A 20,143-nucleotide genomic window follows, 5' to 3' on the forward strand; every position below is an offset into this window, starting at 1 on the left:
AGACCCTCCTCAAGGAAGACACAAATGACCGTGAACGTTGAAACCCTCGACAAGCTCGAGCGCAAGATCACGCTGACCTTGCCCGTCGGCACCATCCAGTCCGAGGTCGATTCACGCCTCAAGAAGCTGGCCCGCACCGTCAAGATGGACGGCTTCCGCCCCGGCAAGGTGCCGATGACCGTCGTGGCCCAGCGCTACGGCTACTCGGTGCACTACGAGGTCATGAACGACAAGGTCGGCGAGGCCTTCTCGCAGGCCGCCAACGAGGCCAAGCTGCGCGTGGCCGGCCAGCCGCGCATCACCGAGAAGGAAGAGTCGCCCGAGGGCCAGCTGGCTTTCGACGCGGTCTTCGAAGTCTTCCCCGACGTCAAGATCAACGACCTGTCCAACGCCGAGGTCGAGAAGCTCAGCGCCGAGGTGGGCGACGACGCGATCGACAAGACGCTCGACATCTTGCGCAAGCAGCGCCGCACCTTCGCCCAGCGTCCGCAGGACGCCGCCGTGCAGGACGGCGACCGCGTGACGGTCGACTTCGAGGGCAAGATCGACGGGGAGCCCTTCCAGGGCGGCAAGGCCGACGACTTCCAGTTCATCGTCGGCGAAGGCCAGATGCTCAAGGAATTCGAGGACGCTGTGCGCGGCCTGAAGGCCGGCGACAGCCGCACCTTCCCGCTGTCCTTCCCGGCCGACTACCACGGCAAGGACGTGGCCGGCAAGCAGGCCGACTTCATGGTCACCGTCAAGAAGATCGAGGCCTCGCACCTGCCCGAGGTCAACGAGCAACTGGCCAAGTCGCTCGGCATCGCCGAGGCCACGGTCGAAGGCCTGCGCGCCGACATCAAGAAAAACCTGGAGCGCGAAGTCAAGTTCCGCCTGCTGGCGCGCAACAAGAACGCCGTGATGGACGCGCTGATCGCCAGCGCCGAGCTGGACCTGCCCAAGTCCAGCGTGCAGGCCGAGGTCGACCGCATGGTCGAAGGCGCTCGCGCCGAGCTCAAGCAGCGCGGCATCAAGGACGCCGAGAAGGCCCCGATCCCCGACGACGTGTTCCGCCCGCAAGCCGAGCGCCGCGTGCGCCTGGGCCTGGTCGTGGCCGAGCTGGTGCGTGCCAACAACCTGCAGGCCAAGCCCGAGCAGATCAAGGCCCACATCGACGAGCTGGCCGCCAGCTACGAGAAGCCGGCCGACGTGGTGCGCTGGTACTTCAGCGACAACCGCCGCCTGGCCGAGGTCGAGGCGGTGGTGATCGAGAACAACGTCACGGATTTCGTGCTCGGCCAGGCCAAGGTCAACGCCAAGTCGGTCTCCTTCGACGAGCTGATGGCCCAGCAGGGCTGACACGCCGGCGGCCGCCCTGGGGCTTGTGCTTTGTGGCACGAGCCCCATGTCGTCTGGGTACAGTACAAACCTCTCTGGAGAGCACACATGAGCGCACAGGACATTCAAGGCCTCGGCATGATCCCGATGGTCATCGAGCAATCGGGCCGCGGCGAGCGTTCCTACGACATCTATTCGCGGCTGCTCAAGGAGCGGGTGATCTTCCTGGTGGGCGAGGTCAACGACCAGACCGCCAACCTGGTGGTGGCGCAGCTGCTCTTCCTGGAAAGCGAGAATCCGGACAAGGACATCTCGTTCTACATCAACTCGCCCGGCGGCAGCGTGAGCGCCGGCATGGCGATCTACGACACCATGCAGTTCATCAAGCCGGCCGTGTCGACCCTGTGCGTGGGTTTCGCGGCCAGCATGGGCGCCTTCCTGCTGGCGGCGGGCGAGAAGGGCAAGCGCTTCTCGTTGCCCAACTCCAAGATCATGATTCACCAGGTGCTGGGCGGCGCCCGTGGCCAGGCCACGGATATCGAGATCCATGCCCGCGACATCCTGAAGACCCGCGAGCAGATGAACCGCATCCTGGCCGAGCGCACCGGCCAGTCGCTGGACAAGATCGCCCGCGACACCGAGCGGGACTACTTCCTGACCGCGGACGAAGCCAAGGACTACGGCCTGGTCGACCAGGTGATCGCCAAGCGCAGCTGAGCCGGCCGGCGCTGCGGCGCCCTGGCGGCGACAACGGCGTTTTCCGCACGGAAAACGCCGTTTTTCTTCGGGTCGGGGACGGGCCGAGGGTCTTCCTTCTTCGCTATCATTGTTAAACCCCTGTTACGAGGCATCTGTCCATGGCCGAGAAAAAAGGCTCTTCCAGCGAAAAAACGCTTTACTGCTCGTTCTGCGGGAAGAGCCAGCACGAGGTCAAGAAGCTGATCGCCGGTCCGTCGGTTTTCATTTGCGACGAGTGCATCGATCTCTGCAACGAGATCATCCGCGACGAGTTGCCCGCCGGCGAGGAATCGCGCGAGGCGCGCAGCGACCTGCCGACCCCGCTGGAGATCAAGGCCAACCTCGACAACTACGTGATCGGTCAGGAGCCTGCCAAGCGCATGCTGTCGGTGGCGGTCTACAACCACTACAAGCGGCTGCGCCACAAGGACAAGGCCAAGGGCGACGACGTCGAGCTCAGCAAGAGCAACATCCTGCTGATCGGCCCGACGGGCTCCGGCAAGACCCTCCTGGCCCAGACCCTGGCCCGCATGCTCGACGTGCCCTTCGTGATGGCCGACGCCACCACGCTCACCGAGGCCGGCTACGTCGGCGAAGACGTCGAGAACATCATCCAGAAGCTGCTGCAAAGCTGCAACTACGAGGTGGAGCGCGCCCAGCGCGGCATCGTCTACATCGACGAGATCGACAAGATCTCGCGCAAGTCCGACAACCCGTCGATCACGCGCGACGTGTCGGGCGAGGGCGTGCAGCAGGCGCTGCTCAAGCTGATCGAAGGCACCATGGCCAGCGTGCCGCCGCAGGGCGGGCGCAAGCACCCCAACCAGGACTTCCTGCAGATCGACACGACCAACATCCTGTTCATCTGCGGCGGCGCCTTTGCCGGGCTGGAGAAGGTGATCGAGAACCGCACCGAGGCCTCCGGCATCGGCTTCGGCGCCTCGGTCAAGAGCAAGCAGCAACGCAGCCTGACCGAGGTGTTCCGCGAGGTGGAGCCCGAGGACCTGATCAAGTTCGGCCTGATTCCGGAGCTGGTCGGCCGCATGCCGGTCGTTGCCTCGCTGGCCGAGCTCAGCGAGGACGCCCTGGTGCAGATCCTTACCGAGCCTAAGAACGCGGTGGTCAAGCAGTTCACCAAGCTGCTGCAAATGGAGGGCGTCGACCTGGAAATCCGCCCGGCGGCGCTCAAGGCCATCGCGCGCAAGGCGCTGGCCCGCAAGACCGGTGCCCGGGGCCTGCGTTCGATCCTGGAGCAATCCCTGATCGACACCATGTTCGAGCTGCCGAATGCCACCAATGTCGACAAGGTCGTGGTCGAAGAATCCACAATCGACGAAAACAAGCCACCGCTCCTCGTGTACCGCGAGGCGGCCAAGAAGGCCTGACTGAGTGACTTTCAGGCCGGCCCCTCCGATACCGGCGACCGGCGTCTTCGGCGATTACCGCGCCCGCGGGCTTGAAAAGCGCGCGTGGCCGACCATCTTTCCATGATCAAGTAAAGGATTTCCATGTCCGGTCATACCCCCCTGCCTGCCACCGAAATCGACCTGCCGCTGCTGCCGCTGCGCGACGTGGTCGTTTTCCCCCACATGGTGATCCCGCTCTTCGTCGGCCGACCCAAGAGCATCAAGGCGCTCGAACTCGCGATGGAAGCGGAGCGCCGCATCATGCTGGTCGCCCAGAAGGCCGCCGCCAAGGACGAGCCCTCGGTCGAGGACATGTTCGAGGTCGGCTGCATCTCCACCATCCTGCAGATGCTGAAGCTGCCCGACGGTACGGTGAAGGTGCTCGTCGAAGGCCAGCAGCGCGCGCGCGTCAATCGCATCGACGACGGCGAGACGCATTTCTCCGCCAACGTGACGCCGGTGCAAGTGCCGGAGGCCGCGGTGCAGAAGGGCACCGAAGTCGAGGCGCTGCGCCGCGCGGTGATGCAGCAGTTCGACCAGTACGTCAAGCTCAACAAGAAGATCCCGCCCGAGATCCTGACTTCGATCTCGAGCATCGACGACCCGGGCCGCCTGGCCGACACCATCGCCGCCCACTTGCCGCTCAAGCTCGACAACAAGCAGGCGGTGCTCGACCTCGACGACATCAAGGCGCGGCTGGAGAACCTGTTCGGCCAGTTGGAGCGCGAAGTCGACATCCTCAACGTCGACAAGAAGATCCGCGGCCGCGTCAAGCGCCAGATGGAGAAGAACCAGCGCGACTTCTACCTGAACGAGCAGGTCAAGGCGATCCAGAAGGAACTTGGCGAAGGCGAAGAGGGCGCGGACGTCGAGGAGATCGAAAAGAAGATCAAGCTCGCCAAGATGCCCAAGGAAGCGCTCAAGAAGGCCGAGGGCGAGCTCAAAAAGCTCAAGCTGATGTCGCCGATGTCCGCCGAGGCCACCGTCGTGCGCAACTACATCGACGTGCTGATCGGCCTGCCCTGGAGCAAGAAGACCAAGATCAAGCACGACCTTGCGCACGCCGAAGAGGTGCTCAACGAGGACCACTACGGCCTCGAAAAGGTCAAGGACCGCATCCTTGAATATCTTGCGGTGCAGCAACGCGTCGACAAGGTGAAGGCGCCGATCCTCTGCCTCGTGGGCCCGCCGGGCGTGGGCAAGACCTCGCTGGGCCAGTCGATCGCCAAGGCGACCGGCCGCAAGTACACGCGCATGGCGCTGGGCGGCATGCGCGACGAGGCCGAGATCCGCGGACACCGCCGTACCTACATCGGCGCATTGCCGGGCAAGGTGCTGCAGAGCCTGAACAAAGTGGGCACGCGCAATCCGCTGTTCCTGCTCGACGAGATCGACAAGCTGGGCACGGACTTCCGCGGCGATCCGTCGAGTGCGCTGCTGGAAGTGCTGGACCCCGAGCAGAACCACACCTTCGGCGACCACTATGTCGAGGTGGACTTCGACCTCTCCGACGTGATGTTCGTCGCCACCTCGAACTCGATGAACATCCCGCCGGCGCTGCTGGACCGGATGGAAGTGATCCGACTGGCGGGCTACACCGAGGACGAAAAGACGCACATCGCGCTCAAGTACCTGCTTCCGAAGCAGATGAAGAACAACGGCGTGAAGGAGGACGAGCTCCTGATCACCGAAGAGGCCGTGCGCGACATCGTGCGCTACTACACCCGCGAGGCCGGTGTGCGTTCGCTCGAGCGCGAGCTCTCGAAGATCTGCCGCAAGACGGTCAAGGGCCTGCTGCTCAAGAAGATGACGCCCAAGGTCGTGGTCGAGGGCAAGAACCTCAACGACTTCCTTGGCGTGCGCAAGTACACCTTCGGCCTGGCTGAGAAGCAGAACCAGGTGGGCCAGGTGGTTGGCCTGGCGTGGACCGAAGTGGGGGGCGACCTGCTCACGATCGAGGCAGTGACGATGCCCGGCAAGGGCGTGATCAGCCGCACCGGTTCGCTCGGCGATGTGATGAAGGAGTCGGTGGAGGCCGCCCGCACCGTGGTGCGCAGCCGCGCACGCCGGCTCGGCATCAAGGACGAGGTGTTCGAGAAGCGCGACATCCACATCCACGTGCCCGACGGCGCCACGCCCAAGGACGGCCCGAGCGCGGGCGCCGCGATGACGACGGCCTTCGTGTCGGCGCTGACCGGCATCCCCGTGCGCGCCGACGTCGCGATGACCGGCGAGATCACGCTGCGCGGCGAAGTCACTGCCATCGGCGGCCTGAAGGAAAAGCTGCTGGCCGCCCTGCGCGGCGGCATCAAGACCGTGCTGATCCCGGAAGAGAACGCCAAGGATCTGCAGGACATCCCCGAGAACGTGAAGAACGGCCTCGAGATCGTGCCGGTGAAGTGGATCGACAAGGTGCTGGAGATTGCGCTGGAAAAACTGCCGACGCCGCTGTCCGACGAAGAGGTCGCAGCATCGGCGGCGGCGATGGCCGAGCAGGCCAAGCAGCGTGCATCGCAGCCCGCGGAAGGCTCGATCAAGCATTGAGCCGCGGCCCTTGCGGGACCTCGAAAAAATGCTATATAATTTAAGGCTTGAAACGCGGGAATAGCTCAGTTGGTAGAGCGCAACCTTGCCAAGGTTGAGGTCGAGAGTTCGAGACTCTTTTCCCGCTCCAGTTTTCAAAAAGGGAAGCTTCAAGCTTCCCTTTTTTTCGCGAGTTCTGACCAAGAAGAAAACCTCGATTCAGCATGGCGCGATAGCAAAGCGGTTATGCAACGGATTGCAAATCCGTCTAGCCCGGTTCGACTCCGGGTCGCGCCTCCACCCTTCATCGGTATCGATCAGAACAGCCCCTCCAACCATCGTTGTCGGGGCTGTTTCTGTTTCGGGTATCGTCCATATCCAACCGGAGGCCCGGATGGTGAAATTGGTAGACACATCGGACTTAAAATCCGCCGCTTCCTGCATAAGGGGCGTACCGGTTCGACCCCGGTTCCGGGCACCACCACATCACAAGGGAGCCATGACATGCCTCGCTACAACGCTCCGTTCGAAATCCACGTCCACGGCGACGTGCCGCTGCGCCCCGATGCGAGCTTCGAGCAGATTCAGGAAGCCCTGAAACCGCTCTGGAAATACGCTGGCGCCCGTTCGCTGGCCGATGGCGCGAACAGCGTCTATGAGGAAGAGCCCGGCATCCGTTTCGAGCAGAAGGAGCACATGCTCCAGATCTGCTGGACGGTTGCCGGCGACGAAGATTTCCGCCAGGCACTGGACGAGATGTGCATGGCTCTCAACGAGCTCGCCGAGCAGGGCGCCGCGATCGAGGTCACGTTCTACGACACCGACTTCGACGAGGAGGAGAGCGATCCCGAGGACGAGTCCCGCGACGACTTCCTGATGCTCTTCATCGGCCCCAACCCGGCCGCGATCATGCAGGTCCAGCGGGACCTCCTGGTCGAGGACGTGGTGAACCTCATGGAGCGCCATTTCGACGGCGCCGAGCTCGGTGGCGTGGTGGCCGAGATCGACAAGCTCTTCGGTGACCGCTTCGATGCGCTGGTGAACTCGCTCGAGATCGGCAAGCGCCCGCGCGGCGGCACCGGTGGCCCGGGCACCGGCGGCCATGGCGGCGGACGCCGCCCGCGCCACCTGCACTGAGCACGGAGGCGCTGAAGCTGCGCCACGGAGCGGTCAACCCGCTCCGCTATGCTCGGCGACCTTCTGTACGAGGAGAGTCGCTTGGCCCTTTTTTCCCAGTCCGCCCTCCGTCCCGGCGTGCGCAAGCGCGAAGTGTTCGGCTGGGCGATGTACGACTTCGCCAACTCTGGCTACACCACGGTCGTGATCACGGCGGTGTTCGCCGCCTATTTCGTCGGCGGGATCACCAAGAGCGCGCCCTGGGGGCCCTTCGCGTGGACGGTCGCCCTGAGCATCTCCTATGCGATCGTCATGCTGAGCATGCCGGCGATCGGTGCCTGGGCCGACCTCCATGCCGCGAAGAAAAGGATTCTGGCGATCGTCACCATCGGCTGCGTGCTCGGCACCGCGGCGCTGGCGATCACGCCGCAACTCGGCGGCCCCTTCGCGGTCGCGCTGGCGATGGGCCTGGTGGTGGTCTCCAACACCTTCTACTCGTACGGCGAGTCGCTCACCGGCGCCTTTCTGCCGGAGCTGGCGACGGCCGAAGGCATGGGCAAGGTCAGCGGCTGGGGCTGGGCCTTCGGCTACATCGGCGGCATGCTCGCGCTCGGGCTGTGCCTGGCCTACGTGCTGTGGTCGCAGGCCCGGGGCCTGCCTGCCGCGCACTTCGTGCCGGTCACGATGCTGATCACCGCGGCCATCTACGGCCTGGCCGCCTGCGCCACCTTCGCGCTGCTGCCCGAGCGGGCGCAGCCGCGGGCGGCGGCGGACAGCCGCAGCGCCTGGCAGCAGCTGCGCGACACCTTCCGCCAGGCGCGCGCCTACCGCGACTTCATGTGGCTGCTGGCCTGCACCGTCTGCTACCAAGGCGGCGTGGCGGTGGCGATCACGCTGGCGGCGATCTACGCGGAGCAGGTGATCGGTTTTGTGCCGAGCGAGACCATGATGCTGATCTTCGTGCTCAACGTCGCCGCGGCGCTGGGCGCCTTCGGCTTCGGCTATCTGCAGGACCGCATTGGGCATCGGCGCGCGCTCTCGGGCACGCTGGTGGCCTGGATCGCGGTGTGCGTCATCGCGGCCTCGGTCACGACCAAGGGCGGGTTCTGGTGGGCGGCGACGATCGCGGGCCTGGCCATGGGCTCGAGCCAGTCGGCCGGTCGCGCCATGACGGGCGTGCTCGCGCCGCCGCGGCAGCTGGCGGAGTTCTTCGGCCTTTGGAGCTTTGCAACGCGCTTGGCGGCGATCATCGGCCCGCTGAGCTACGGGACCATCACCTGGGCCACCGGCGGCAACCAGCGCATCGCCATCCTCGCCACCAGCACATTGTTCATCGCCGGCCTGCTGCTGCTGCTGCCGATCGACATGCGGCGCGGCCGGGCGGCAGCGCTGCGCGGAGAGGGAGCTCAGTCGGAAGCAGAGCCGCCCTTGACAGCGCGGTAGGCAGTCCCGTCGTAGCGCAGCGTCTGCGACGAGAACTTCGCAGGACGCTCGTGCGTCACGCATTCGTCGCCCTGCGAGCTGGAGCGGGTCTCGGTGCGGGTCTGGCGCAGCAGCAGGTCGGCCCAGCCGTGGCTCGTGCTGCGCGCGATCGACAGGCTGCCGCGCACGGTCTCGAAGTTGCCGGCGCAGTTGGCGTCCCACTCGCCGCGCTCCAGCGTCATCCCGAGCTCGTCGAGCACCCGGGCGAGCTTGGGGCCCTGCAGGACGTACAGCGTGAGCGTCTCGTTCGAGTAGGGATTCACGCGCGACGATCCCTGGCGCACGATGCGCAGGCCGAAAGCGCGCGCGTCGGCGGCCAGGATGTAGCGCGCCGTGTCGACCTTGATCTCGTTGATGCGGATGGCGTCCTCGCGCATGGCCGAGGGCTGGAACAGCCGGCTGACGACCGTGGCGCGCTCGGTGTTGCCGTTGTCGGCCTGCTGCACCACCAGCACATCGAGATCGAACTGCGTAATGCCGGGGTCGGAAGAGGGGCGCGGCAGCGGCAGCACGACGATGAAGCGCCCCGCAAAGCCGCGCCAGGGCTGGCACACGGCGCGTTCGTGGTCGAGCGCACGCTTGGGATGCAGCTTGGCATGCATGCGCTCCGCGAGCCCGGTATCGCAGGCGGCATGGCCTGCGGTGCTCAGCAGGGCCAGCAGGCAGGCAAGGATCAGTCGACAAGCCATGCGCGCAACAGCAGCATCAGGCGGTGGCCGCGGTTGCGGGCCCGGCCGGACGTGCGAGCCAGCGCGCCGCCGCAGCATCGAGCGCCTCGGGCGCCGCGCTGCTCAGGAGCGCGACGCTGCCTTCGCCTTCGGCGGCCAGTTGCCCGGCCTCTGCCAGCAGCCGCCGCGTCTGCAGCGCGACGGGCGCACCGGTGTCGATGAAGCGCACCGATTCGCCGCAATGGCGGCGGAGCTCGGCCGCGATGAAGGGGTAGTGCGTGCAGCCCAGCACCAGCGTGTCGATTTCCCCGGGCGCGCTGCCGAAGCGGCCGGCGTCGCGCAGATAGCGTTCGCTCAAGGCGGCGATACCGGCCGCGTCGCCGCGCTCGATCGCGCCCGCCAGGCCGTCGCAGGGAACGATGCGGAAGTCCGCCTGCCCGGCCAGCGAGGCGTGCAGCGCCTCGAACTTGCGGCTCTCCAGCGTCACGCGGGTGGCGATCACCGCGATGTGGCCGGTGCGCGTGGCAGCCACCGCGGGCTTGAGGGCGGGCTCGACACCGACCACCGGCAGCGCCCGATGCTCGCCCCGCAACTCGTGGATGGCTGCCGCGGTCGCGGTGTTGCAGGCGACCACCAGAGCCTTGATCCGATACCGGTCCAGCAGGTAGCGCGCGACCGCTCGGGTGCGCATCGCCACGTAGGCGTCGCCGCGCTCGCCGTAGGGCGCGTGGCCGGCATCGGCGAAGTACACGAAGCGCTCGTGCGGCAGCGCCTCGCGCAGCGCGTTGAGCACGCTCAGGCCGCCCACGCCGCTGTCGAAGACGCCGATGGGAGAGGTGCTCAAGCCTCTTCCATCATGATGGTCTTGAACTCGCCGCTGGCGATGCGCTTCTGCCACTCGGCGGGGCCGGTGATGTGGGCGCTGGTGCCGCCGGCGTCCACCGCCACCGTCACCGGCATATCGACCACGTCGAATTCGTAGATCGCCTCCATGCCGAGATCGGCGAAGCCCACCACCTTGGCGGTCTTGATCGCCTTGCTCACCAGGTAGGCGGCGCCGCCCACGGCCATCAGGTAGGCGCTCTTGTGCTTCTGGATCGCCTCGATCGCCACCGGCCCGCGCTCGGCCTTGCCGATCATCGCGATCAGGCCGGTCTTCGCCAGCATCATCTCGGTGAAGCCGTCCATGCGGGTGGCGGTGGTCGGGCCGGCCGGGCCCACGGCCTCGTCCTTGACCGGATCGACCGGGCCCACGTAGTAGATCACCCGGTTGGTGAAGTCCACCGGCAGCTTCTCGCCCTTGGCCAGCATGTCGGCGATGCGCTTGTGCGCGGCGTCGCGGCCGGTCAGCATCTTGCCCTTGAGCAGGAGGGTGTCGCCCGGCTTCCAGCTCGCGACCTCGGCCGGCGTGAGCGTGTCGAGATCCACGCGCTTGCTCTTGTTGTAGTCGGGCGCCCAGTCGATCTTGGGCCACAGGTCCAGCGAGGGTGCTTCCAGGTACACCGGCCCCGAGCCGTCGAGCACGAAGTGCGCGTGCCGCGTGGCCGCGCAGTTCGGGATCATCGCCACCGGCTTGCTGGCCGCGTGCGTCGGGTACATCTTGATCTTGACGTCCAGCACCGTGGCCAGGCCGCCCAGGCCCTGCGCGCCGATGCCCAGCGCATTGACCTTCTCGTAGAGCTCCACGCGCAGCGCCTCCACCTTGTCCAGCTCGGCGCCCGAACGCTTCTTGGCCAGCAGCTCGTGCATGTCGAGGTCGTCCATCAGGCTTTCCTTGGCCATCAGGGCGGCCTTCTCAGCCGTGCCGCCGATGCCGATGCCCAGCATGCCCGGCGGGCACCAGCCGGCGCCCATCGTGGGCACCGTCTTGAGCACCCAGTCGACCACGCTGTCGCCGGGGTTGAGCATCACCAGCTTGCTCTTGTTCTCGCTGCCGCCGCCCTTGGCGGCCACCGTCACCTCGACGGTGTTGCCGGGCACGATCTCCGTGAAGATCACGGCCGGCGTGTTGTCCTTGGTGTTCTTGCGATCGAACTGCGGGTCGGCCACGACTGAGGCGCGCAGCGTGTTGTCGGGGTGGTTGTAGCCGCGGCGCACGCCTTCGTTGATCGCGTCATCCAGGCTGCCGGTGAACCCGCCCCAGCGCACGTCCATGCCCACCTTGAGGAAGACGTTGACGATGCCGGTGTCCTGGCAGATCGGCCGCTGGCCGGTTGCGCTCATCTTGCTGTTGGTCAGGATCTGCGCCATCGCGTCCTTGGCCGCGGGGCTTTGCTCGCGCTCGTAGGCGCGCGCCAGGTGGGCGATGTAGTCGGTGGGGTGGTAGTAGCTGATGTACTGGAGCGCGGCGGCAACCGACTCGATCAGGTCGGTTTGCTGGATGATGGTCATGGCAGAGTCCGTGGGAGGGGGAAAGTACTCGCACAAATGCGAGCCGTTCTTGTTTGCGACGATACTGGGCAGATGCCCTGGTGCGCCAGGCGCGCCCTCCATTTTGACAGCGGAGCTTTTTTCATGGCGATATCCACCCAGACCCGAATCGAACGCGACACCTTCGGCCCCATCGAGGTGCCGGCCGGCAAGCTGTGGGGGGCGCAGACGCAGCGCTCGCTGCAGAACTTCGACATCTCCGGCGAGCAGCAGCCGCGCGAGATCATCAAGGCCCTGGCGCAGGTCAAGCGCGCGTCAGCAGTGGTGAACCATGCGCTGGGCCTGCAGGACGAGAAGAAGACGCAGGCCATCGTCGCCGCGGCCGACGAGGTGATCGCGGGCAAGCACGGCGACGAGTTCCCGCTGGTCGTCTGGCAGACAGGCTCCGGCACGCAGACCAACATGAACGTGAACGAGGTGCTGGCGAACCGCGCCAGCGAACTGCTGGGCGGCGAGCGCGGGGAAGGGCGTCTCGTGCATCCCAACGACGACGTGAACCGCAGCCAGTCCTCGAACGACGTGTTCCCGACTGCGATGCATGTGGCGGCGGTCGAGGCGCTCACCCACCGGCTGCTGCCGGCCATCGCGCAGTTGCGCGGGACGCTGGACAAGAAGTCGAAGGAGTTCGCCGACATCGTCAAGATCGGCCGCACCCACTTGCAAGACGCAACCCCGCTCACGCTGGGCCAGGAGTTCTCGGGCTACGTGGCCCAGCTGGCGCATGGCGAGGCGCACGTGCGCGCCGCGCTACCCCATCTGTGCGAGCTGGCGCTGGGCGGCACCGCGGTCGGCACCGGGCTGAATGCGCCCAAGGGCTATGCCGAGCAGGTGGCGGCTGAGCTCGCGAAGCTCACCGGCCTGCCTTTCGTTACTGCGCCCAGCAAGTTCGAGGCGATGGCCTCGGTCGATGCGCTGGTGCATGCGCACGGGTCGCTCAAGACGCTGGCCGCGAGCATGACCAAGATCGCCAACGACGTGCGCTGGCTCGCCAGCGGGCCGCGCAGCGGCATCGGCGAGCTGAGCATCCCGGAGAACGAGCCGGGCTCGTCGATCATGCCCGGCAAGGTCAACCCGACGCAGAGCGAGGCGGTCACCATGTTGGCCGCGCAGGTGTTCGGCAACGACGTCGCGATCAACATCGGCGGGGCCTCGGGCAACTTCGAGCTCAACGTGTTCCGTCCGATGGTGGCCCACAACTTCCTGCAGAGCGTGCGCCTGCTGGCCGACGGCATGCGCAGCTTCAACGACCACTGCGCGGTCGGTATCGAACCCAACCGCGAGCGCATCACCGAGCTGGTGCAGCGTTCGCTGATGCTGGTGACGGCGCTCAACACCCACATCGGCTACGACAAGGCAGCCTTCATCGCGAAGAAGGCGCACAAGGAAGGCAGCAGCCTGCGCGAGGCGGCGATCGCCTCGGGCCACCTCACGGCCGAGCAGTTCGACCAGTGGGTGGTGCCGGAGAAGATGACCGGCCGTTGAGGATCAGTGACCGGCGGAGGGCGGCGGTGCCATCAGCCGGTCGGTGAACGCGATCGCCATCGCCGACAGCAGGAAGGCGATATGGATCACCGTCTGCGCGATCAGCACGCGGTCGGTGTAGTTGTCGGCGTTGATGAAGGTCTTGAGCAGGTGGATCGAGCTGATGCCGATGATGGCGGTCGCCAGCTTGACCTTCAGCACGGACGCGTTCACATGGCTCAGCCATTCGGGTTGGTCGCGATGGCCCTCGAGGTTCATGCGGCTCACGAAGGTCTCGTAGCCGCCGACGATCACCATGATCAGCAGGTTGGAGATCATCACCACATCGATCAGCGCCAGCACCACCAGCATGATCACCGTCTCGTTGAGCGTGTTGATCGGCGCGGTGGTCTTGTAGCCGATGCTGGTGATCAGCGACTTCAGCGCTTCCTCGCTGCCGAAGGCCGCTTCCACGAGATGGAGCAGCTCGACCAGGAAGTGCACCACGTACACGCCCTGCGCGACGATGAGGCCCAGGTACAGCGGCAACTGCAGCCAGCGGCTGGCGAAGATCAGGTTGGGCAGGGCGCAGCGGCGAGGATTGCCGGCGTGTTTCTGAAGGATGGGGTCGAGATTGGACATCGGTGGGCAGGCCGGTGGGGTGGGGGGCGGGGAACGCGATTCTAGAGTGCCCCGCGGCGCCGATCGGAGTGCCCCTAGGGCGCCGATGTGTCACGATGCAGTCGCTAACATGCAGCGTCAGTCATCCGTAAGTGCGGGCGCTGACATTAGCGCCCGTCAGTTTCCAGCTATCTACCGGAGGCAAAGAATGAGCAGCACGATCGAGTCCGTCCTGGTCGAGAACCGCGTGTTCCCGCCCGATGCCCGCGCCGTGAAGGGCGCACGCATCGACAGCATGGCCGCCTACGAGGCGCTATGCAAGGAGGCCGCCGACGACTTCGAGGGCTTCTGGGCCCGGCAGGCCAAGGCCAACGTGGTGTGGACCAAGCCCTTCACCCGCACCCTCGACGAATCCAAGGCGCCGTTCTACAAGTGGTTCGAGGACGGTGAGCTCAACGCCTCGGCCAACTGCCTCGACAGGCACATCGGCACGCCGGTCGAGAACAAGACGGCCATCATCTTCGAGGCCGACGACGGCACGGTCACCCAGGTCACGTACAAGGAGCTGCTGGCGCGCGTCTCGCAGTTCGCCAACGCGCTGAAGGCGCAGGGCATCCGCAAGGGCGACCGCGTCATCATCTACATGCCGATGACCATCGAAGGCGTGATCGCGATGCAGGCCTGCGCCCGCATCGGCGCGACGCACAGCGTGGTGTTCGGCGGCTTCTCGGCCAAGGCGCTGCAGGAGCGCATCATCGACGCCGGTGCGGTGGCGGTGATCACGTCCAACTTCCAGCTGCGCGGCGGCAAGGAGCTGCCGCTCAAGGCGATCGTCGACGACGCACTCGCGCTCGGCGGCTGCGACACGCTCAAGACCGTGCTCGTCTACCAGCGCACCGCGACCGCCTGCAACATGGTCGCCGGCCGTGACAAGACGTTCGACGAGGTGCTCAAGGGGCAGGGCAGCGAATGCCCGCCGGAGCCGGTGGGCGCCGAGCACCCGCTCTTCGTCCTCTACACCTCGGGCTCGACCGGCAAGCCCAAGGGCGTGCAGCATGCCACCGGCGGCTACCTGCTGTGGGCCAAGCTCACCATGGACTGGACCTTCGACATCCGGCCCGAGGACGTGTTCTGGTGCACCGCCGACATCGGCTGGATCACCGGCCACACCTACGTCGCCTACGGTCCGCTCGCGGCCGGCGCCACGCAGGTGGTGTTCGAGGGCATCCCCACCTTCCCGCATGCGGGCCGCTTCTGGCAGATGATCGAGAAGCACAAGGTCACGGTCTTCTACACCGCACCGACCGCGATCCGCTCGCTGATCAAGGCCGCCGACAGCGACGAGAAGGTGCACCCGAAGAACTGGGACCTGTCCTCACTGCGCATCCTCGGCACGGTGGGCGAGCCGATCAATCCAGAAGCCTGGATGTGGTACCACCGGAACGTCGGTCGCGAGAAGTGCCCGATCGTCGACACCTTCTGGCAGACCGAGACCGGCGGCCACGTGATCACGCCGCTGCCCGGCGCCACGCCGCTGGTGCCCGGCTCCTGCACGCTGCCGCTGCCCGGCATCATGGCCGCGATCGTCGACGAGACCGGCAAGGACATCCCCAACGGCGCCGGCGGCATGCTGGTGATCAAGCGGCCCTGGCCCTCGATGATCCGCACCATCTGGAACGACCCCGAGCGCTTCAAGAAGAGCTACTTCCCCGAGGAGATGGGCGGCACGATCTATCTCGCCGGCGACGGTGCGGTGCGCAGTGCCGACCGCGGCTACTTCCGCATTACGGGGCGCATCGACGACGTGCTCAACGTCTCGGGCCACCGGCTCGGCACGATGGAGATCGAGTCGGCGCTGGTCGCCAAGACCGACCTGGTGGCAGAGGCGGCAGTGGTCGGCCGCCCCGACGACGTGACGGGCGAGGCAGTCTGCGCCTTCGTCGTGCTCAAGCGCGGCCGTCCGAGCGGGGACGAGGCCAAGCAGCTGGCCGCCGAGCTGCGCAACTGGGTGGCCAAGGAGATCGGGCCGATCGCCAAGCCCAAGGACATCCGCTTCGGCGAGAACCTGCCCAAGACCCGCAGCGGCAAGATCATGCGGCGCCTGCTGCGCAGCATTGCCAAGGGCGAGGCCATCACGCAGGACACCTCGACCCTCGAGAACCCGGCCATCCTGGAGCAACTGGGCCAGGCTTACTAGTCCGGCCACGCCCGGCACCCGCGCCTCCGTCCGACAGGGGCGGGGAGCCGGATGCGTTACAAACAACCCATCGAATGTCGAGGAGAGACTTCCATGGGATTGAGAACAGGCGTGCTGCTGGTAGTCGTGCTGCTGATCGCAGCGCTTGCGGCCCTGAACTGGGGCGTGCTCGCCACGCCCACCGTGATGTCGCTCGGCTTCATGCAGGTGACGGCGCCGCTTGGCCTGATCATGCTGGGCCTCACGGCGCTGTTGGGCATCTTCTTCGTGGCCTACGTGGTCTACCTGCAAACCACGGTGCTGCTGGAGACGCGACGCCACACGAAGGAGATGCAGGCCCAGCGCGACCTGGCCGATCGCGCCGAGGCCTCGCGCTTCACCGAGCTGCGCAATTTCCTGGAAACGCAGGAGAACACCCACATGGCGCGCAACGCCGAGCGGCATGCGGCGCTCCTGGCGCGCGTGGAACAGCTGGAGACCATGATCAAGGTGCGATCCGACCAGACCGACAACACGCTGGCAGCGCACATCGGCCAGCTCGAGGACCGCTTCGACCGCAGGTCGCCGGCCACGACGGTGGCGGCGCCCGTCGCGGGCATGCCGCCGCCCGTTTGAGCGCCGCTACTTCGCGGAAAGGACCCAGGCCGCCAGCTTCTTGGCGTCGGCCTCGCTGACCTGGTTGTTGGCGGGCATCGGCACCGCGCCCCACACGCCGGAGCCGCCCTTCACGATCTTGGTGGCCAGCATATCGGCTGCACCCTTGTTGTCCTTGTACTTGGCCGCTACCTCCTTGAAGGAGGGGCCGAGGATCTTGCGGTCGACGGCGTGGCAGCTCATGCAGTTCTTGGAGGTGGCCAGTGCCAGGTCGGCCAGGGCGGGGGCCGAGGCGGCCAGGCCCAGGGCGGCGACGAGAAGCGCTCTTTTCATGGGGTCGGGTGACGTGGGTGCGTTAAAGTCGATCCAACGCGATTGTAGGTAGCGCGGTGCACGGCCCATCCTCATGCCGGCCGGACGATCGGAGGAGTTTTTTCATGTGGTTTCTTTTGCTCGGCCTGCTCGCAGTTGCCCTCAAGTATTTCGAGGTCGGCTTCGTGGCGCAATGGAGCTGGTGGGTGGTGCTCATCCCCTTCGGGCTGGCCGTCGCCTGGTGGGCCTGGGCCGACGCCTCGGGCTACACCAAGCGCAAGGTGGTCGAGCGCGAGAACGAACGCCGGCAGGCGCGCATCGACCGGCAGCGCAGCCAGATGGGGCTGCTGACCAGCCGCTCCAACCGGCGCCGCCGCGGCCGCTGAGCCGCCCGGCCTGCTTCGCGCTCGAGCGCGCATGGACGAGCAGCTCGTCAATCGGGCGCTGCTGATCTTCTTTGGCGCCTGCGTTCTCGGCCCGCTGTCGGGCGCCTTGCTGGGTTGGAAAAAAGGCTTCGAAAGCGGCATCGCGCTCGGCTGCCTGGTCATCGGGCTCACCGGGCTGGCGATGGCGGGCTGGGTGGCGCTGCAGCGCCAGGCCTCGATCGCGGGCACCGAGGTCGTTCAAGGGCGGCTGGTCGAGTTCGTCGAGGAAACCCACAAGGACGCCAAGGGCCAGCGCACGACCACCGTCGCGCCGATCGTCGAATACACGGCGCCCGATGGCCAACAGCGCCGCGTCAAGGGCCTGGGCGGCAGCCAGCGCCATGCCGAGGTGGGCGAGGCCGTGGAACTGCGATATCGCCCGGCCGATCCGTCCCAGGCCGTGGTGGCGGACTTCCAGAACCTCTGGGGCGCCGTGCTGGGGCTGGGCATCTTCGGGCTGTTCCCGACGCTCTTCGGCCTGTTCTTCGTCGGTGCCCTCCGCGACGGTCGCCGCGGTCCGGTTTCGCGCGTGGAGGCGACGCCGGCACAGCAGCACCGGCGCACGCGCCTGACCGTCATCGCCAACGTGGTCTTCCTGGGTGGTTTCGTCATCACCTTTGTCGGCGAGGATGTCGCGCGCTCGCTGGGCGCAGGCTTCATGACGATCGGTGCCGGCGCGCTGCTTCACTTCGTGGCCCAGAGCCTGCCGCCGGCAGCGGCCTTCCAGCCGCGCTTCATCCTCGTGATGGTGGGACTGGGCTTCGGCGTCTTCGGCGCCAGCGCCTGGGTGTTGGCGGGCTAGGCGGGCTAGGCGGGCTAGGCGGGCTAGGCGCCCAGGCTGTCGCGGGCGATCAGCGGCGCGACGAAGCGCCGGCCCAACTGGTGGAGCGACCAGAAGACTCCGGCGATGGCGCCCGCCAGCAGCAGCCCGGCCAGGATGTCGAGCGGGAAATGCACGCCCACGTAGATGCGGGCCCAGCCCGTCAGGACGGCGACCGCCAGGATCGCGAGCCCGATTTTCCTGAGCGCCGGCCGCATGCAGAACACCAAGCCGACGGTGAACATCACGGTGGCATGCGCGCTCGGCAGCGAGCCGCGGATGCCATGCTCGATATGTGCCGGGCTCAGGCCCAGGACGAAGGGCCGCGGCATCGCGAAGACTTCGGCCAGCTCATGGGCCAACAAGGAGGCCGCGGCGGCCGTGACCAGCGCTGCCAGCGCATACAGCCGCTGCGCGGGCCACCGCCATGCGGCCCATGCCATCAGGGCCACGCACACCCAGGAAGCGCCTTCTGCCACGTTGCTCGCCAACCAGAGAAGCAGCGCATCGGGATCGTGGCCGGCGCCGAGTGCCTGGAAGAGTGCGATGTTCAGCGGCTGCATGCCGGGCATGATAGAGCCGAGGTGCGGCGATTTGATGAATGCACCCTGAACGCTCCGTTCAGGATCGTCTCGCAACGTACCGCCGACTCAACCCACGCCCAGCAACTGGTGCAATCGCGTGCTGGTGGTGGTGTACTGCAGCGGCACCGCCTTGCCGGGGAACACGATCTCGGTAGCGCCCCAGGCCGCCAGCGTGGCCTCGTGGAAGCCGCAGACGATGAGCTTCTTCTTGCCCGGGTAGGTGTTGATGTCGCCGACCGCGAACACGCCTGGCTCGCGCGTCTGGAAGCGTTCGGTGTCGACCGGGATCTGCTTGCGCACCAGGTCCAGCCCCCAGTCGGCAATGGGACCGAGCCGGGGCGAGATGCCGAGGCAGGCGACGAGCGCATCGAGCGGCAGGCTCAGGGTCTGCGCGTCGGGTGTGGCGATCTGCAGCGCCTGGCCATCGAAGGCAGTGGGCTGGCCCACGGCGAAGCGCAAGCTGCCTTCGGCCACCGCCGCCCGCATGCGCGCCACCAGCCCCTCGTCGGCCTGGAAGCCGTCGCGCCGGTGCACCAGCGTGACCTGGCGGGCCCGGCCCACCAGCGCGAGCGCGGTGGCCAGCGCAGCGTCGTCCCCGCCATTGACCACGACGGCCTGGCCGTCGAAGCGCTCCAGCGATTCCGGGTGATAGAAAAGCGCAGTGCCCTCGAAGCGCTGGATGTCCTCCAGCGCGATGCGCTTGGGGACGAAGGCGCCCACGCCCGCGGCGATGAACACCGTCTTCACGAGAAAGCCCGTGCCCCTGGAGGTGCGAAGCAGCAGGCGCTGGTCGGGCTGTCGTTCCAGGCTCGCGACCTGCTGCTCGAAATGGAAGCTGGGCTTCAGCGGCGCGAGCTGCTCCAGCAGCGCAGTTGCCAGGCCATGCCCGCTGGTCGCCGGAATGCCCGGGATGTCGTAGATCGGCTTGTCGCCGTAGAGCTGCACGCATTGGCCGCCCGCCGCGGGCAGCGCGTCGACGATGTGGCAGGGGATCTCGAGCAGGCCCAGCTGGAAGGCCTGGAACAGCCCGACCGGGCCGGCGCCGATGACCAGCGCGTCGGTCTCGATGGGCGCGGGAAGCGTGCTCAGCGCACCAGCTCCCCGATCTTGTCGGTCTTGTCCTTCCACTCGTCGGCATCCGGCAGCGCGGGCTTGCGCTTGGTGATGCTCTTCCAGCCGTCGGCCAGGGCCAGCTCGGCGTTGAGCTTGATGAAGGCGAGCTGGTTGCCGGGGAGGTCTTCCTCGGCGTAGATCGCGTTGACCGGGCACTCGGGGATGCAGACCGCGCAGTCGATGCACTCGTCCGGATCGATCACCAGCATGTTGGGACCTTCCCTGAAGCAGTCCACGGGACAGACATCGACGCAATCGGTGTACTTGCAGCGGATACAGGCTTCGGAGACGACGTGGGTCATGGCGGGGCGTTGAATCGTTCGGGAAAACCAGGAA

19 protein-coding genes and 3 tRNA genes are annotated in these 20,143 nt (G+C 66.7%); 14 read left to right on the forward strand and 8 right to left on the reverse strand.

Annotated elements, in window-relative coordinates; all coding sequences use genetic code 11:
- The first annotated feature begins 24 nt into the window (after positions 1–24).
- The 9 genes from tig (at position 25) to GXN78_RS26595 (ending at position 8,543) form a co-directional block, all read left to right on the forward strand.
- Positions 25–1,338 carry a trigger factor gene (gene tig / locus GXN78_RS26555; protein ID WP_106558360.1) on the forward strand — a complete coding sequence of 438 codons (1,314 nt, stop codon included), beginning with the start codon at positions 25–27 and terminating at the stop codon, positions 1,336–1,338.
- A gap of 87 nt (positions 1,339–1,425) precedes the next feature.
- Entirely contained in the window at positions 1,426–2,034 is a 609-nt protein-coding gene (gene clpP / locus GXN78_RS26560; protein ID WP_106558361.1) for an ATP-dependent Clp endopeptidase proteolytic subunit ClpP, read from the forward strand.
- A 140-nt stretch (positions 2,035–2,174) separates the two neighbouring features.
- Positions 2,175–3,440 (forward strand): ATP-dependent Clp protease ATP-binding subunit ClpX, encoded by a 1,266-nt coding sequence (gene clpX / locus GXN78_RS26565; protein ID WP_106558362.1) that lies wholly within the window; start codon positions 2,175–2,177, stop codon positions 3,438–3,440.
- Between the two features lie 123 nt (positions 3,441–3,563).
- On the forward strand, positions 3,564–6,005 hold the full coding sequence (gene lon / locus GXN78_RS26570; protein WP_106558363.1) for an endopeptidase La: 2,442 nt from the start codon (positions 3,564–3,566) through the stop codon (positions 6,003–6,005).
- Between the two features lie 54 nt (positions 6,006–6,059).
- Positions 6,060–6,135, forward strand: a tRNA-Gly gene (locus tag GXN78_RS26575).
- A gap of 75 nt (positions 6,136–6,210) precedes the next feature.
- Positions 6,211–6,284: transfer RNA gene (locus GXN78_RS26580), tRNA-Cys, on the forward strand.
- An 88-nt stretch (positions 6,285–6,372) separates the two neighbouring features.
- Positions 6,373–6,465, forward strand: a tRNA-Leu gene (locus GXN78_RS26585).
- 23 nt (positions 6,466–6,488) lie between these two features.
- Entirely contained in the window at positions 6,489–7,121 is a 633-nt protein-coding gene (locus GXN78_RS26590) for a DUF6806 family protein (protein WP_106558364.1), read from the forward strand.
- A gap of 81 nt (positions 7,122–7,202) precedes the next feature.
- Positions 7,203–8,543 (forward strand): MFS transporter, encoded by a 1,341-nt coding sequence (locus tag GXN78_RS26595; protein ID WP_106558397.1) that lies wholly within the window; start codon positions 7,203–7,205, stop codon positions 8,541–8,543.
- Here GXN78_RS26595 and GXN78_RS26600 read toward each other — a convergent pair.
- Genes GXN78_RS26600 through GXN78_RS26610 form a run of 3 tightly spaced genes read right to left on the reverse strand, consistent with a single transcriptional unit; the run spans position 8,507 to position 11,641 of the window.
- Positions 8,507–9,271 carry a hypothetical protein gene (locus GXN78_RS26600; RefSeq protein WP_106558365.1) on the reverse strand — a complete coding sequence of 255 codons (765 nt, stop codon included), beginning with the start codon at positions 9,269–9,271 and terminating at the stop codon, positions 8,507–8,509. The genes GXN78_RS26595 and GXN78_RS26600 overlap by 37 nt on opposite strands.
- A gap of 16 nt (positions 9,272–9,287) precedes the next feature.
- Positions 9,288–10,094, reverse strand: coding sequence for a glutamate racemase (murI, locus tag GXN78_RS26605; protein WP_106558366.1), 807 nt, complete (start codon positions 10,092–10,094; stop codon positions 9,288–9,290).
- Complete coding sequence (locus GXN78_RS26610; RefSeq protein WP_106558367.1) at positions 10,091–11,641, reverse strand: fumarate hydratase; 1,551 nt, start codon at positions 11,639–11,641, stop codon at positions 10,091–10,093. The genes murI and GXN78_RS26610 overlap by 4 nt, the downstream gene beginning before the upstream one ends.
- Before the next feature lie 123 nt (positions 11,642–11,764).
- Between GXN78_RS26610 and fumC the strand changes: the two genes are divergently transcribed.
- Entirely contained in the window at positions 11,765–13,162 is a 1,398-nt protein-coding gene (gene fumC / locus GXN78_RS26615; protein WP_106558368.1) for a class II fumarate hydratase, read from the forward strand.
- Between the two features lie 3 nt (positions 13,163–13,165).
- On the opposite strand, the gene GXN78_RS26620 is transcribed toward fumC, so the two are convergent.
- Positions 13,166–13,783 (reverse strand): YqhA family protein, encoded by a 618-nt coding sequence (locus tag GXN78_RS26620; RefSeq protein ID WP_164255781.1) that lies wholly within the window; start codon positions 13,781–13,783, stop codon positions 13,166–13,168.
- Positions 13,784–13,970: 187 nt separating this feature from the next.
- On the opposite strand from GXN78_RS26620, the gene acs reads away from it, so the two are divergent.
- Entirely contained in the window at positions 13,971–15,959 is a 1,989-nt protein-coding gene (gene acs, locus GXN78_RS26625) for an acetate--CoA ligase (RefSeq protein ID WP_106558370.1), read from the forward strand.
- Positions 15,960–16,052: 93 nt separating this feature from the next.
- Positions 16,053–16,574, forward strand: a complete 522-nt coding sequence (locus GXN78_RS26630) for a Signal transduction histidine kinase (protein WP_106558371.1) — start codon at positions 16,053–16,055, stop codon at positions 16,572–16,574.
- A gap of 6 nt (positions 16,575–16,580) precedes the next feature.
- Here GXN78_RS26630 and GXN78_RS26635 read toward each other — a convergent pair whose 3' ends face one another.
- Positions 16,581–16,886 (reverse strand): c-type cytochrome, encoded by a 306-nt coding sequence (locus tag GXN78_RS26635; RefSeq protein ID WP_106558372.1) that lies wholly within the window; start codon positions 16,884–16,886, stop codon positions 16,581–16,583.
- Between the two features lie 104 nt (positions 16,887–16,990).
- Here GXN78_RS26635 and GXN78_RS26640 point away from each other — a divergent pair, with 104 nt between their 5' ends.
- Positions 16,991–17,251, forward strand: coding sequence for a TIGR04438 family Trp-rich protein (locus GXN78_RS26640; protein WP_106558373.1), 261 nt, complete (start codon positions 16,991–16,993; stop codon positions 17,249–17,251).
- 31 nt (positions 17,252–17,282) lie between these two features.
- The gene (locus GXN78_RS26645; protein ID WP_106558374.1) at positions 17,283–18,092 is read left to right on the forward strand and encodes a DUF3592 domain-containing protein; all 810 of its coding nucleotides are present in this window, start codon (positions 17,283–17,285) and stop codon (positions 18,090–18,092) included.
- 23 nt (positions 18,093–18,115) lie between these two features.
- On the opposite strand, the gene GXN78_RS26650 is transcribed toward GXN78_RS26645, so the two are convergent.
- The 3 genes from GXN78_RS26650 to fdxA form a co-directional block, all read right to left on the reverse strand.
- Entirely contained in the window at positions 18,116–18,682 is a 567-nt protein-coding gene (locus GXN78_RS26650; RefSeq protein WP_106558375.1) for a phosphatase PAP2 family protein, read from the reverse strand.
- A 78-nt stretch (positions 18,683–18,760) separates the two neighbouring features.
- A complete protein-coding gene (locus tag GXN78_RS26655; protein ID WP_106558376.1) occupies positions 18,761–19,822 on the reverse strand; it encodes an NAD(P)/FAD-dependent oxidoreductase in 1,062 nt (353 codons plus the stop codon).
- Positions 19,780–20,109 carry a ferredoxin FdxA gene (fdxA, locus tag GXN78_RS26660; RefSeq protein ID WP_106558377.1) on the reverse strand — a complete coding sequence of 110 codons (330 nt, stop codon included), beginning with the start codon at positions 20,107–20,109 and terminating at the stop codon, positions 19,780–19,782. The genes GXN78_RS26655 and fdxA overlap by 43 nt, the downstream gene beginning before the upstream one ends.
- Positions 20,110–20,143 lie beyond the last annotated feature (34 nt).

This window comes from Variovorax sp. WS11 (assembly GCF_010499245.1).
In the GTDB taxonomy this organism is placed as follows: domain Bacteria; phylum Pseudomonadota; class Gammaproteobacteria; order Burkholderiales; family Burkholderiaceae_C; genus Variovorax.